The following is a 14,564-nucleotide window of genomic DNA, read 5'->3' as shown; positions in this document are numbered from 1 at the left end:
CCTCCGCTATCACCACCGAGTCCCGCGATGACCGACACCACCGCCTCCAAGACCATCCCGCACGTCGCACGCAAGACCATCTCGCGCGTCGGGCGCGAGCCCAAGCAATGGCTCGGCCTCGCCTTCATCTCGCCAAGCATCTTGATGATTGCGGTGTTCTTCCTGCTGCCGCTGGGCATGACGGTGTGGATGAGCTTTTACAACTGGCCGCTGCTCGGCAAAGCCAGCTTCATTGGCGGCGACAACTATCTCGAGCTCATCGGCGACCAGCAGCTCTGGCGCAGCCTGGGCTTCACCGCGCTCTACACCGTCCTCGTCACCGTTGCGCTGTTCGTCGTGGCGATGCCGCTGGCGCTGCTGGTGGACAGGCCCCTGCGCGCTGCCGGCCTGTTCCGCACCATCTATTTCATGCCCGTCGTCATCGGCTTCGGCGCTGCCTCAACTCTCTGGATCTGGCTGCTCAACCCCGATAGCGGCGTGTTTGCGAAACTCCTCTTGGGCCTCGGACTCATCAACTCCGCGCCGCGGCCATTGGAACAGTTCTGGCCTGCGATGGGGGTCATCATCCTGATGGTCGTGTGGAAGAGCGCAGGCTTCTCCATGGTGATCCTGCTGACCGGCCTTCAAAGCGTTCCCAACGAACTCATCGAAGCTGCCAAGATCGATGGTGCCAGCCCATGGAGCAGGTTCCGCCTCATTACGCTGCCGCTGATCCGCAACTCGATCCTCCTGGTCCTCGTGCTCAACATCACCTCATCCATGCTGGCGTTCGACCAGTTCTTCATCATCACGCAAGGCGGGCCGCAGAACTCGACCATCTCGGCGGTGTTCTCGATCTTCCTCGCGTCCTTCACCTCGTACCGGCTGGGCTATGGATCGGCATTGTCGCTGGTGCTCCTGGTCGTGCTCGTCGCCATCAGCTCCATCCAGCTTGCTTTCCTGCGCAGCCGGCCGGAGGAAAGCTGATGCCCATGACGCCTTTGCAGCGCACCGGGCTCTACCTCGCCTGGGTCCTCCTCGCGGTCTTCTTTCTGGGGCCGATGGTCTGGTCGGTTGCCAATTCCTTCAAGCCCGCCGCGGCGGCGCTCGCTGACCCCGTGTCACTCTTTTCGAACCGCTTTTCGCTTGAGAATTACGGGCGGCTCCAGACTGTCGGCGCGGGCTGGCACGTCTACGCCACCAATTCCGTGCTCATTGCCGCCGGTACGGTGGCGCTGACGCTCCTCGTAGCCGTGCCGGCGGGGTACGGCTTCTCCAAGTTCAAGTTTCCGGGGCAGCTCGCGCTCTTCGTCGTCGTGATGGCGACGCTGATGATCCCCTTCCAGTCGATCCTGACGCCGCTCTTCCTCGTGCTGAAGTTCCTGAGGCTCCAGAACAGCCAGCTCGGCCTCGTGCTGATCTACACAACCTTCCAGCTGCCCTTCTCGATCTTCATGATGCGCAACGCGTTCGACGCCGTGCCCAAGGCGCTGGTCGAAGCCGCGAGGATCGATGGCGCATCGCAATGGACGCTGCTGATGGGCATCATGGTGCCAATCGCTTTCCCCGGCGTCGCGACCGTTGCCCTGTTCGCCTTCCTCAATTCCTGGAACGAGTTTCTGGCCGCGTTGATTTTCCTCTCCGATCAGAACAAGTTCACGCTCCCCATCATGCTGGTGAACGTCTCGTCGGGCCTCTACGGCATCATCGACTGGGGCGCCCTGCAGGCGGGCGTCACCCTCACCATGCTTCCCTGTCTCGTCCTCTTCCTGCTGCTGCAGCGCTACTACGTGCGCGGCATGACGGCAGGCGCCGTGAAATAACCCAGAGCCAACATGTCAGACCTTTCCAATCCGCGCCGTATCGAACGCTATTTGCCGGCCGACCACACCAAGGTCGACTTTGCCGGCGGCTTTTGGGAGAGCTGGTCCGAGACTGTGCGCAAGGTCACGGTACCTTCCCAGCACAGGCGGCTCGACGAGGAAGGCTTCCTCGAGGTCCTCAATTTCCGCAATCCTCCCGCTCCGCTGGTCCGTCCGATCCAGCCGAGCGGCCTGTCGATGCAGCACTTCTTCGACAGCGACTTCGGCAAGTGGATCGAGGCATCGAGTTACACGCTGCGCGCCCACCCCAACCCCGAGCTTGAAGCCAAGATCGACGATATCGTCGACAAGCTCGCCGACGGACAGCTTGCGGATGGCTATCTCAACTCGTGGTTCATTCGCCGCGAGCCCGACAAGCGCTGGACCAATCTGCGCGACCTGCACGAAATGTACTCGATGGGCCACCTGCTGGAAGGCGCGGTCGCTTATTTCGAGGCAACGGGGAAGCGGCGCTTCCTCGACGTCATGCTGAAGCTTGTCGATCACATCATCGACACGTTCGGCCCCGAGCCCGGCAAGAAGCAGGGCTACGATGCGCATGAAGAAATGGAAATCGCGCTCATCAAGCTCTACCGCGTGACCAAGGATCCGCGGCATCTCGAACTGGCGAAGTTCTTCATCGATGCCCGCGGCCAGATGCCGTCATACTATGACGACGAAGCGCGGCGCCGCGGCGACGATCCCGCCAGGTACATCTTCAAGGATTATTCCTACAGCCAGGCCCACATGCCCGTGCGCGAGCAGACGCAGGTCGTCGGTCACGCCGTTCGGGCAATGTATCTGTTCTCGGCGATGGCCGATGTCGCGGTCGAGACCGGCGACATGTCGCTGCTGGCGGCCTGCAACCGGCTCTTCGACAACCTGACCACTCGCCAGCTCTACGTAACGGGCGGCCTTGGTCCGGCGCATTCCAACGAGGGCTTCACCCGCGAATACGACCTGCCCAACGACACGGCTTACGCCGAAACTTGCGCCGCGGTTGCGCTCGCCTTCTGGGGTCACCGCATGGCGCAGATCGATCTCGATGCGCGCTTCACCGATCACGTCGAGCTCGTGTTGTTCAACGGAGCGCTCTCGGGCATCTCCCGCGACGGCGAGCACTACTTCTACGACAACGTTCTCGAGAGCCACGGCGAAAACCGACGCTGGAAGTGGCACTACTGCCCGTGCTGCCCGACCAACATCGCCCGCCTGCTGGCGTCGCTGGGCAGCTATTTCTACACGACGCGCGGCGCTGATCTGGCAGTCCACCTCTATGGCGCCAATACTGCCGAGCTGACCGTCGACGGCCAGCGCGTCACCGTCGCCCAGACCACACATTACCCCTGGGACGGAGACGTCCGGATCAGCGTGTCGCCGGAGGTACCACGGCGCATGGCGCTCAAGCTTCGGGTGCCGGGCTGGTGCCGCGGCGCAAGATTTGCGGTGAACGGCGACGCGGTGCAGCCGCCGATCGCCAAAGGCTACGCGACGATCGACCGAGAATGGCGGGCAGGCGACGAGATCAGGATGCACCTCGATATGCCGGTCGAGCGCCTGAGCGCCCACCCGGCGGTGAGCCAGGATATGGGTCGTATCGCGCTGAAGCGCGGACCTATCGTCTATTGCCTCGAGGAAGTCGACAATGCGATGGCGCCGCAACGCTTCGTGCTGAAGGACGGTCCCATCGAGACCCAGTTCGTACCGAGCCTGCTTGGTGGCGCGGTCGTTCTCACCGGGGAGGCCGAGGTGACATCAGAAGACGGTTGGACAGGTGCGCTGTACCGGTCGGAACCGCCATTGCGAGAGCCCCGGCGTTTCCGCGCGATTCCCTATCACTTGTGGGCCAACCGCGAGGCGGGAGGCATGCAGGTCTGGATACGCGCGGAAGGTGCGTAGCGGCGATGCCGGAGCGGTGAACCACGTGGATAAGTCAGCCATGCACGCCCAGCGCGAGAATCCGTTTCCCTGCTGAAGCTCGGCTCGGATAGACAACGATGGCCGGGTTGGCGCGGCGACGTTCAGGCGACGACAATGAACAGTTCGGACAGTTCCAAGACAGTCAAATCGCCGACGCTGGCCGACGTCTCGCAGCGCGCCGGGGTCTCGATGGCGACTGCCTCGAAGGCCCTCAACGGCCGCGAACGTGTGAGCGAGGCAACCCGTCGACGCGTCGAGCAGGCGGCGCGTGACCTGACCTATCTCCATGCGGGCAGCGTCCGCCCGTTTCACGGCAAATCGGGAACGGTTGGCCTGCTGACTTCCGATCTCGAAGGGCGCTTCAGCCTCCCCATCCTCATGGCGGCCGAGGACACGTTCGGAGCCGGACAAGTCTCGGTCTTCCTCTGCGACGCGCGTGGGGACGTCATCCGGGAAAAGCACTACATCAACGAACTGCTCAACCGGAACGTCGACGCCATCATGGTCGTTGGCAGCCGAACCGACCACAGGCTGCCGATCGCGCCGGATCTGCCGGTGCCGGTCGTCTACGTCTACACGCCTTCAGCCGACCCTCGTGATCTCTCGATCACGCCCGACAATATCGGCGGTGGTCGTCTCGCCATTCAGCATTTGCTGGAGACGGGCCGCAAGCGGATCGCCCACATCACCGGCCCGCAAAACGAGCGCGCCAGCATCGACCGGGCCGAAGGCATTCGCAGTGTGCTCGAAGCCCAAGGGACGAACCTCGTCTACGAGACCTCGCATGGCGAGTGGACGGAACGCTGGGGCCGCTCGGCTTGTGCCATGATCCTTGATCAGGGGCTCGAGATCGATGCGATTATCTGCGACTCCGACCAGATCGCGCGGGGCGCTATCGACGCCCTGCGCGAACGCGGAAAGTCGATCCCGCGCGACGTCGCCATCATGGGTTTCGACAATTGGGACGTGATCGTCGACGGCACCTACCCCACCCTCACCAGCATCGACATGAACCTGACGCTGCTCGGTCAGCTGGCGGCGACGCGGCTTTACGAAGCCATCGACGGCAAGCCGCTGCCGACCGGCATCGACTACCAGCCGTGCCGACTCACCATCCGCGCCTCGACGGTGGGCTAGGCGACCTCGTCTGTCGCGGCCTCGAACTCAGCTCGACGGTGGCGCGGCGACGGAGCTTCGCAGGACCAGCTCGCACTCGAGCTTGACCACGCGGTAGCTCTCCGCCCTGGCCGTTGCCAGGTCGAGCGCCAGCTCGACGGCCCGAGCGCCCATCAAATGGCGGGGGAACTTGAGGGTCGTAAGCTCGGGCATGAGGTGGCTGGCGATCTCATCGTCATCGAAACCGACAACGGAAACATCGTCGGGGATGCGATAGCCGAGCTCCTTGAGCGCCTCGTAGCAGCCTATGGCCATGCGGTCGTTGCCGCAGAAGATCGCCGTGGGTGGCCGGGAGAGCGTCATCAGGTCCTTGGTGGCGGCATAGCCGGAACTGAGCTGCCAGTTGCCTTCGCGGACCAGCGCCGGATCGAATGGAATGTCGGCCGTTGCCAGGGCATCGCGATAGCCGCGCAGGCGATCCTTCGACACCTCCATCCAGGCTTCGCCGGTTATGTGGGCGATGCGCTTGTGTCCGGCCTCGACAAGGGTCGTCGTCGCGGTGTTGCCGCCGGCCACGTCGCCGGGGACAATCGCCGGGAACGCCCGATCCTTGGAATAGCAGTTGAGTAGCACCACCGGCACTTCGGTGGCACGAAGCTGCGCCGGCACGTCCACCTCGCGCGTCCGCACCGTTGCGTAGATGACGGCTTCCATCTTGCTGCGCAGCACCGCCGCGAGGGTGCGCTGCTCCATTTCGGCGTCGCCATGGCTGTTGTAGACGCTGACGATGTCGCCGGTCTCCCAGGTCGCTTCGCGCACGCCGTCCGCGGCAATCACTGCCTCAGGGCACACCGTGAGGTCGTCGAACACGACGGCGATGCGGCGCAGCGGCTGCAGGCGTGGCGGCAGCACGGTCTCGGCGCGATAGCCAAGGGTCTCGGCTGCCTGCAGGATGCGATTGCGCATCGAGGGCGAGATCTTGACCTTGGAGTCGGGGTTGAGCACGACCGACACCGTGGACTGCGAGCATTGTGCCAGCTGCGCAATGTCGGCCATGGTCACGCGCTTCTTCTCGACGAATTGCGAGTCGGTCATTTGAACAGTCCAGTCCAGATCGTGGGGATCATAGCGAGGAGCGACGGTCCTCGTCATCATTCCTGAGCTGGCGGCGGCGCAGCCGTTCGAGGCGGCCGATCCTCAGGGCATCGACGAACACCGCCAGGAAGATGATCGCGGCGAGAGCGATCGGCTGCAGGTAGAGGTTGACCTTGATGAAGATCATCCCGGACTGCACCATCTGCACCAGTGTCGAACCAAGGACCGCCCCGAAGGCGGAGCCGACGCCACCGAAGAGGCTGGTGCCTCCGAGCACGGCGGCGGTAATCACGTCGAACTCGCGGCCGACGCCGAAGGTCTGGTTGAGGCGACCGATCAGGGCAATCAGCGTCACGCCTCCAATGGCGGCGCAGAAGCCGCAGATCACATAGACCGCGAACGTGATGCGATCGACATCGAGGCCAGCCTTGCGTGCCGCTTCGACGTCGTTGCCAACGGCGTAGATCTGGCGGCCGAACTGAGTGCGCGTGAGCACGAAGTGGGCGATGAAGACAACAATGGCGAAGACCCAGATCGGCATCGGTATGCCCAGGATCTGCAACGCCCCGAAGGCCAGGTAGCCCGCCGGATACTCGATGCCGTAGGACTCGGTGATGGCCGTGCCCAGCCCCCGTCCAGCCACCAGCGTCGCGAGGGTGACCAGGAACGGCGTGATCCTCAGGACCACGACGCAGAACGCATTGAGTGCGCCGAACAGCGTGCCGGCGAGAAGACCGGCGAGAATGGCGACCATCACGCCGCCTGGGTTCTGCAGAGCGGGGACCTGCAGGACATAGCCCGTCGCCATAGCGGAAAGGTACATGTTCGAGCCGACGCTGAGGTCGATACCGGCCGTCAACAGCACGAAGGTCATGCCGACCGCGATGATGCCGGTGAAGCTTGCCTGCTTAAGGATGTTGGCAAGCGAGTCGATGCCCAGGAAGCGCGGTGCCTGCGAACCGAAATAGATGAGGATGATCGCAAAGACGATGAGCGCCGCGTAGCGAAGCAGCAATTCGTTCAGCTGCCGGGCGGTCATGCGGCCCGCTCCGTCTCGCGGAAGGCGGCGCGAAGGATCGCGTCCTTGGACATGTCCGGCCGTGCGAGCTCGTCGACGATCTTGCCGCGGCTCATCACCAGCACGCGGTCGCTCATGGCGATCACTTCCTCGATCTCGGAGGAGATCAGCAGCAGGCCACACCCCTCGGCCGCCAGTTGGTCGATCATCCCGTAGATCTCCAGACGGGCGGCGACGTCGATGCCGCGCGTCGGCTCATCGAGGATGATGAGGCGAGGACCGGCCATCAGCCACTTGCCGAGCACCACCTTCTGCTGGTTGCCACCCGACAGGTTCTTGACCGGCTGGCTGGCAATGGCCCCGGACTTCAGCTTGAGCCTCGCGGCCATTTCTTCAGCGGCGCCAAGCAGCGCAACCTCGTCGACGAACCGCAACGGCGGGGCAGCGAAACGATGAAGCGCGGCCAGCGCCAGGTTGCCGGCGACCGGGACATTCAGCAGCAGCCCCTCCTCCCGCCGGTTCTCGGTGACGAAGGCAACGCGTGAACGGATGGCATCGAGCGGCGACATTCGGGTACGGACGGTCCCGGCAATGGCAACGGTGCCGGCATCGAAACTGTCGAGGCCGAAGATCATCCGCGCCAGCTCGGTGCGCCCCGATCCCATCAGGCCGAACAGCCCGACGATCTCGCCCTTGTGTACGGTCAGCGAGATGTCGCGCACCACGCCGCGGGCGGAAAGGCCACGCGTTTCGAGCAGCACCTCGTCCTGCTGCGAGGCGCCGCGCGGTGGATAGAGCTGGTCGATGTCGCGACCGAGCATGAGATTGATCATCCGCGCAATGTCGAAATCTGCGGCCGGTCCGGCGGCGGCGAGGCGGCCGTCGCGCAGCACAGCGATGTCATCGGCCAGGGCCTGCACGTCGGCCAGGATGTGCGAGATGTAGATGATGGTCTTGCCGTCGGATCTCAGCCGGCCGATGAGTTCGAAGAGCCGAGCCGTCTCGCGCGCCGTGAGTGACGTCGTCGGCTCATCGAAAATGATGAGGCGGGCATCGGCCTCGAGCGCCTTGGCGACCTCCACCAGTTGCCGCTCGCCCGGCGACAACCGCTCGACCAGGGTCGTCGGCGCAATGTCGAGATCGACTGCCGCGAGCAGCTCCGCTGTCCGCTGCCGCATCCGGTGCCGATCGATCATGCCACTTCGCTTCGGAAAGCCTGCAATGAAGATGTTCTCGGCGACCGAGAGGTTGGCGGACAGGTTGAGCTCCTGGTGGATGAAGGCGATGCCGGCGGCCTTGGCGTCAGCAGGTCGTTTCGGCGCGTAGGCCACGCCCTCGATCGTCATGGTGCCGCTAGCAGCCATGTGCACGCCACCGAGAATGTTCATCAGCGTCGACTTGCCGGCGCCGTTCTGGCCGATGAGGCCAAGCAGGCGGCCATGGCCGAGTTCGAGCGTGACGTCTCGGACGGCGGGGACGCCGAAGAAGTTCTTGCCGATCCCGCTCATGGATAGCATCGAGCCGGTCATCGCCCCTGCTCCGCGACGAGCCGCGTCCGCAGCACATCGAGCAGCGCAGCTGCGAGGATGATGGCGCCCTTGACCACATCGATGTGGAAGGCGGAGAGGCGCATGTAGTTGAGCGTGTTGGAGAGCAGTACGAAGAACAGCACGCCGATCAGCGTCCAGGCGATCTTGCCCCTGCCGCCGCTCAGCGACGTTCCGCCGATCACCGTTGCACCGATGATATCGAGCAGCGCCGAGCCGCCGCCTATCGTGGGCCGGCCGCCTTCGAGGCGGGCCGAGTAGAGCACCGCCGCGACGGCCGCGCAGAAGCCGGCGATCATGAACACGATGACGATGACGCGCCGCACCGGGATACCTGAGATGGCCGCCGCCCTGGCATTGTTGCCGACTGCGTAGACCTGCCGACCGAGGACGGTCCGGCTCAGCACCAAATGCGCCACGACGGCGAGCGCCAGCGTGATCAGCATCGGATAGGTGACGAACGGCAGGACATCGCGGCGCTTGATCTCGGGCGTCAGCTTCTCGCCGAAATACACCGAGACGAGGTCGCCCGAGCCGAGCTGATTGAAGCTATCGGGCAGGTTGACGATGTTCTGGCTCTGCGTGATCCAGATCGCTGCCGACGAGAAGAGCATCAGCGTCACCAGCGTCATCATGAAAGCCGGCAGCCGGAACCGGGCGATGAAGAACCCGTTGATGAAGCCGATCAGCAGCCCCGCGGCCAGCATGACGGCGATGGCAGCGACTGCGCCGAGCGGGTGTGCCGCAAGGATGCCGCCCTGTTCCGCCAGCAGCGTGCCCCATACCGGGCTGTTGCCGAGCAGGAGCCTGTCCGCAGCGGTGGTCATGACAATGGCGCCGGCAACACTCGCGAAGCCCATCGTGGCACCGAGCGAGAGATCGATGCCGGCAATGATGATCACGAATGTCTGCCCGATCGCTACCGCGGCAAGCGGCCAGACATTGGAGAGCTGGTTGGAGAGGTTGCGCGGTTCGACCAGCGCCGGGAAAAACAGGGCGACGGCAAGGAAGTACGCGATCGTCAGGTAAAGAACGAAGTACTCCGAGACGAGCAGGCGCCGCAGGACTCGGGAGAATGAGGAGAGCGGGTCCCGCCGTATATCCGTATGCAGCCCCTCGTCAGATGTCGATGCCGTCACCGTTCACCCCGTCGCCCTGAGTTAGGGCGTTGGCAGAGGAGGACCGTCTCCGCCAACGCCAGGCTCGCGCGCGCCACCGCGCGGCCGTTCCTTGCTACATGCCCTTGAGGACCTGGCAGCCCCAGGTCTTGTCGCCCATTTCGGCGAAGTTGGCCTGGCTGAGGGCGAACCCCGGATCGAGCTTGACCGCGTTGGGCTGGGTTTCCCCCGCCGTGATTGCGTCCATGATGCCATTCAGTGCCAGTTCGGCCTCGAGATAGACGTCCTGGACGCCGGTCGAGTCGACATAGCCTTCCTGGATCAGCTTGCAGGCGCCGTCGTCACCATCGAGACCTCCCAGGATCATGTGACCGTCCTCACCGGCCTTCTTCCACCGGCCCAGCGGTTCGAGAACCGACTGGATCGTGGGGAACAGGAAGTCCGAAGAAGTGAAGAGGAAATCGATCGCAGGATCGGCAGTCATCGCAGCCTCGAGGCCGGCCAGTGCCACCTGCGAGTTCCACTTGGTCGCGACCTCGACGGGCGCCTCGAAAAGCTCGGGATGGGCGCCGATCGAGTTCATGAATCCGGCACGGCGCTGCACGGCATTGGGATCGGCGAGATCGCCCATCAAGATCAGCGGCCTCAGCTTCTTGCCGGTGGCGTCGAACTTCTTCTGCGCTTCCGCGACCATGGCGTCGACTGCCGCACGCGCCACCGCCTCGTTGTCGGCGACCACGATGATGCCCTTGGTCATGTCGGATGGCGGGCGGTTGAAGGTTGCGATCGGCACGTCCGATTCCTGCGCCTCGGCCACGACGACCGTCCCCGAGTCGCCATCGTCGGCGGTCAGGATGATGCCGTCGCCGCCTTGCGCGATACAGTCCTTGACCTGCTCGAGCTGGCGGTTGGCATCGTGCCCGCCGTTCAATTCGATGACTTGCACGCCCGCGGCTTCGAGCGTGGTGACGATGGCCTTGTGGCCGGCGACCCAGAATCCGGTCGACAGGTCCTGGAACGCGTAACACACGGTCTTGTCATCGGCGGAGGCCGCCCCACCGCTCATGGCAAGCAAAAGACCGACCGCTCCCGCGGCCGCCAGCAAAGATTTCATTGACCCCTCCCTCAGGGCGTTTTGCCCGTTTGCCCGGTCGATCGACCGGCAGGAACAGGTCTCCACCCAAGTCGGAAAACCTTTTCCCATTGCATTAATGCATGGACTCGATATCGTGACAATCGAAATCGACTAATAATCGACAACGCATCGATCGTCGATCGACTCTAGAGGAGGAACTCCGACTTGCCGTCTTCGACCACACTTGCCGTCCCAACTCTTGCAGGTGGCGTCGCCAACATCCCGCGCCTTGGTTTCGGCACCTGGCAGCTCAGGGGCGAGGCCTGTGCCGAAATCGTCTCTGCAGCGCTGCAGCTCGGTTACACGCATGTCGACACAGCGCAGGGCTACGGCAACGAAGCAGCCGTCGGAGAGGGCCTCGTGGCATCCGGCATCGACCGCAACACGGTCTTCGTCACCACCAAGGTCCAGCCGCAATACATGGCCCCGGCCGACCTCGAGCGTTCGGTGGATGCCAGCCTCGAGAAGCTTCGCGTCGACCGGATCGATCTGCTGCTGCTCCATTGGCCCAATCCGGAAGTTGCCCTTGCCGGGACGATCCGCGCCCTCAATGCGGTGAAGCGCGACGGCCGTGCCGCCCATATCGGGCTGTCGAACTTTCCCACCGCATTGCTCGACGAAGCCTGGCGCCTTACCACCGAGCCATTCGCGGCCGAGCAGTTCGAATACCACCCTTATCTCGACCAGCGCGTGATGCTGAAGGCGCTGCGCAACCGCGGCATGGCGGCGATCGCCTATTGCCCGCTGGCGCTCGGGAAGATTGTCGGCGATCCGGTCATCGAGGAAATCGCCCGGGCGCGCGGCCGGACCGCCGCGCAGGTGACCCTGCGCTGGCTGCTGCAGCAGGACGGGGTTGCCGCGATCCCCAAGACCGCCAGGATCGAGCGGCTGCGCGAGAACCTCGCCGCACTCGAGTTCACGCTGACGGCCGAGGAGATGCAGCGAATGGGTACGCTGGCCCTCCCGGGCTCGCGACTGATCAACGAGCCACAATGGGTGGCCGACTGGGACTAACAGGCCCCCGAAGAAAGGGAGGGAAGCCACGGCGCCAACTCGCGCAGGCCCGCGCCGGCCTAGAACCCGCCGCGGACTCCCGCATTGAGCGACCAGGTCCGCTGTGGTGAGAACAGCCCGCCCAGTTCGCCACCAATGTCGATCGCGGCGCCGGCGCTGACGCTGAGCCTGACGCCCGCACGTACGCGACCCTCGAGGCCGGTCGTCGTCTTGCCCCCGGAGTTGTCGAAGCGGTAGTCGGCGAAGAGTCCGAAATAGGGCAAGAGGGTCATATCCTCCAGCAGCAGGCATTTGCCCGAGAAGGTGACGCCGCCGCTGGCCGTGCCGTCGGAGAAGGATTTGGCGGCATGCGCGGTGGCGAGGCTATCGGTCCAGCCCTCCTGGTTTTCCCAGAGCGCCGACACCCGGGCCGACGGCGACACCGTCAGGTTCTCGCCCAGTTCGAAATCGCCGGTGAGGCCTGAGGTGACGAGCCAGCGCGAGGCATCGAATTGACCCGTCGCCGTCCCTGAGGTGACTTCATAGCCGAGTGTCGTCCCGACCAGCGCCGCGTCGAACATGGCCTGGTCCGAGAACCGCCATGCGACATAGCCGCCGGCCGACAGGCCGCTGCCGCTCAAGAGCCCATTGCTGTCGGCGGAATAGCTGAACGACTCCTGGCCTCCGATGACGCCGGCGACGAAATCCTCGGTGAAGCGATAGCCGAGGCCGCCGGTGAGGTTGAGCTGTTGGCCGCTGCCGCCGGTGAGCAGGCCGGAGCCCTGGACGTCGAGCCAGAGGCTCCATTGCTCGGCCGGGTTGATGAAGCCCGGCCCGTCGAAGCCGTCGAACGCATGGGTTGCGGCGGCCTCGGGGGCGTAGGCCATGAAGGCGCTCTCGGCCGCGAGGGCGATATCGGCGGTCGGACCGCCGTGGCCAAAACCCAGCACGATGCCCTTCATGACGGCGCCGGTGATGGCCCGGCCGGAGTTCCGGGCGACGATTGGGCTGAACTGGTCCTGCACCTGCTCGGCCTTGACGCTGTCTGCAGGTGGGCCGGGCGGAATGTAGGTGAAGGTGCCGTTCGGCGCATTGGTGCAGCACGGCGCATCGACGAAGATGTCGACCGTGCCGACACCGGGTGGCGAGATGGCGGTGATCTCGCCGCTATTGACCACGGTGAAGCTGGTGGCCGGAACGGTGCCGAACAGCACAGCCGAGGCGCCGCTGAAGTCGCTGCCGGTGATGGTGACGCTGGTGCCGCCCGCCTCCGGGCCGGCGGATGGCGTGACGCCGGTCAGGACTGGCTGGGGTGCGCCGTAGTAGAAAACGTTCCCCGGGCCCGTCCCGCTGACGCCGCCGGGCGTAGTGACCGTCACGTTGACGTTGCCCGTACCGGCAGGTGCGACGGCCGTGATCTGCGTGTCGCTGTTGATCGTGACGCCGGTAGCCGGTGTTGCCCCGAAGAACACTGCAGTAGCTCCGGTGAATGCCGAGCCGGTGATGATGACGGTATCGCCGCCGGCGGCGCTCCCGCCATTGCGGACGAGCCTCGTCACGGCCGGCCCGGGTATGTAGGTGAATATCGGCGCGGGATTGCTGCTGGCAACACCGATGAGATTGGTGACGAAGATATCGACGCTCCCAACTCCCGCCGGCGCAACAGCGGTGAGGGTCGTATCGTCCACCACGACAACGCTCGTCGCCGGGGTCGTGCCGAATTTGACCGCGCTGGCCCCGGTGAAGGACGTGCCGGTGATGGTCACGGCTGTGCCGCCCGCCAAAGGACCAGACGATGGGGCCACCGAGCTGACGCCGGGCTGACGGATGCTGCTGTAGGTGAGGAGCTTCGTACTTGGCGCGCTGGTGCCGCCAGGCGTTGTCACGGTGACACTGACGCTGGTGCCGAAAGTGCCTGATGGCGCGGAGGCTTGGATCGTGGTGTCATTGACGATGAAAAAATGCGCTGATGGAACGCCACCGATGTGCACAGCGGTGGCGCCGGTGAAACCGCTGCCCATGATGGTGACCGAGCTCGAGCCATTGAATTGGATGAGTTCCTGGCCGTGAAAGGCGAAGCCGCCCCAGAGATCGGTGATCGCCGGCACGGGGATATAGGTGAAGCGCGTCGCAGGGTCGGAGCAGCAGCCGTCGGTGCCGGTGGCGTTGTAGACCACGACATCCACGGTGCCAGTTCCCGGCGGAGCGATCGCCGTGATCGTTTGGTCATCGTCCACGGCAAAGCTTGTCGCTGGCACATTGCCGAAATTGACTTGTGACGCATTGGTGAAGTAGCTGCCGGTGAACGTCACCGTCGTGCCCCCGGACGCCGGACCGGACGAAGGGCTCACCGAAGTGTAGCCGGGCTGGTAGTCACTGTAGTTGTAGCCGTAGGGCGAGGTTCCCGTGTCACCATTGACGGTGACGCTGACATCAACGTTGCCGAAGGTGTGAGACGTAACCCCCCCAAGGGTGCGAATAGGCGAGGCCGGCGTCGTCGCCGTGATGGACGTCGGATCATTGACCACGACACTGGTCGCGGGGATCGTGCCAAAGAGCACGGTCGCCCCCCACTGAAAGCCCGTACCGGTAATGGTGACGACCGATCCGCCGACCCCTGTTCCCCACCACGGATCGACGTTGGTGACTGTTGGCTGCGCCAGTGCCGCGCCGGCCGCGCTCACCCACATCAAGGCGGCGAACAGGACGACAAGACCACGCGTCGCGGCGGAGGCCGCCTGCTGGCACCAGTTACGCAATGAAAGCCCCCAATACCCCGAC

The 14,564-nt window shown here is 64.5% G+C and carries 11 protein-coding genes; 5 read left to right on the top strand and 6 right to left on the bottom strand.

Translation table 11 applies throughout. The features are described 5' to 3' along the window. Positions 1–27 precede the first annotated feature (27 nt). The 4 genes from AC1DWU_RS15285 to AC1DWU_RS15270 all read left to right on the top strand — a co-directional run bounded on the left by AC1DWU_RS15285 (position 28) and on the right by AC1DWU_RS15270 (position 4,898). Positions 28–966 carry a carbohydrate ABC transporter permease gene (locus tag AC1DWU_RS15285; RefSeq protein ID WP_477150857.1) on the top strand — a complete coding sequence of 313 codons (939 nt, stop codon included), beginning with the start codon at positions 28–30 and terminating at the stop codon, positions 964–966. Then, the gene (locus AC1DWU_RS15280; RefSeq protein ID WP_477150856.1) at positions 966–1,802 is read left to right on the top strand and encodes a carbohydrate ABC transporter permease; all 837 of its coding nucleotides are present in this window, start codon (positions 966–968) and stop codon (positions 1,800–1,802) included. Before AC1DWU_RS15285 ends, AC1DWU_RS15280 begins: the two co-directional genes overlap by 1 nt. Before the next feature lie 12 nt (positions 1,803–1,814). Further along, positions 1,815–3,740 carry a glycoside hydrolase family 127 protein gene (locus AC1DWU_RS15275; RefSeq protein ID WP_477150855.1) on the top strand — a complete coding sequence of 642 codons (1,926 nt, stop codon included), beginning with the start codon at positions 1,815–1,817 and terminating at the stop codon, positions 3,738–3,740. 135 nt (positions 3,741–3,875) lie between these two features. Next, positions 3,876–4,898: a LacI family DNA-binding transcriptional regulator gene (locus AC1DWU_RS15270; RefSeq protein WP_477150854.1), complete on the top strand. Its 1,023-nt coding sequence runs from the start codon at positions 3,876–3,878 to the stop codon at positions 4,896–4,898. A 27-nt stretch (positions 4,899–4,925) separates the two neighbouring features. On the opposite strand, the gene AC1DWU_RS15265 is transcribed toward AC1DWU_RS15270, so the two are convergent. The 5 genes from AC1DWU_RS15265 to AC1DWU_RS15245 all read right to left on the bottom strand — a co-directional run bounded on the left by AC1DWU_RS15265 (position 4,926) and on the right by AC1DWU_RS15245 (position 10,769). Continuing rightward, on the bottom strand, positions 4,926–5,972 hold the full coding sequence (locus AC1DWU_RS15265) for a LacI family DNA-binding transcriptional regulator (protein WP_477150853.1): 1,047 nt from the start codon (positions 5,970–5,972) through the stop codon (positions 4,926–4,928). Between the two features lie 28 nt (positions 5,973–6,000). Then, positions 6,001–7,011 carry an ABC transporter permease gene (locus AC1DWU_RS15260; RefSeq protein ID WP_477150852.1) on the bottom strand — a complete coding sequence of 337 codons (1,011 nt, stop codon included), beginning with the start codon at positions 7,009–7,011 and terminating at the stop codon, positions 6,001–6,003. Then, positions 7,008–8,519, bottom strand: coding sequence for a sugar ABC transporter ATP-binding protein (locus AC1DWU_RS15255; RefSeq protein WP_477150851.1), 1,512 nt, complete (start codon positions 8,517–8,519; stop codon positions 7,008–7,010). The genes AC1DWU_RS15260 and AC1DWU_RS15255 overlap by 4 nt, the downstream gene beginning before the upstream one ends. Further along, the gene (locus tag AC1DWU_RS15250; protein ID WP_477150850.1) at positions 8,516–9,676 is read right to left on the bottom strand and encodes an ABC transporter permease; all 1,161 of its coding nucleotides are present in this window, start codon (positions 9,674–9,676) and stop codon (positions 8,516–8,518) included. Before AC1DWU_RS15250 ends, AC1DWU_RS15255 begins: the two co-directional genes overlap by 4 nt. Before the next feature lie 94 nt (positions 9,677–9,770). After that, positions 9,771–10,769, bottom strand: a complete 999-nt coding sequence (locus tag AC1DWU_RS15245; RefSeq protein ID WP_477150849.1) for a sugar ABC transporter substrate-binding protein — start codon at positions 10,767–10,769, stop codon at positions 9,771–9,773. Between the two features lie 186 nt (positions 10,770–10,955). Here AC1DWU_RS15245 and AC1DWU_RS15240 point away from each other — a divergent pair, with 186 nt between their 5' ends. Next, positions 10,956–11,804, top strand: coding sequence for an aldo/keto reductase (locus AC1DWU_RS15240; protein ID WP_477150848.1), 849 nt, complete (start codon positions 10,956–10,958; stop codon positions 11,802–11,804). A 59-nt stretch (positions 11,805–11,863) separates the two neighbouring features. On the opposite strand, the gene AC1DWU_RS15235 is transcribed toward AC1DWU_RS15240, so the two are convergent. Continuing rightward, positions 11,864–14,542 carry an IPT/TIG domain-containing protein gene (locus tag AC1DWU_RS15235; protein ID WP_477150847.1) on the bottom strand — a complete coding sequence of 893 codons (2,679 nt, stop codon included), beginning with the start codon at positions 14,540–14,542 and terminating at the stop codon, positions 11,864–11,866. Positions 14,543–14,564 lie beyond the last annotated feature (22 nt).

This window comes from Devosia sp. P2_G7 (genome assembly GCF_056403495.1).
This window is presented reverse-complemented; position numbering and strand designations above follow the sequence as displayed.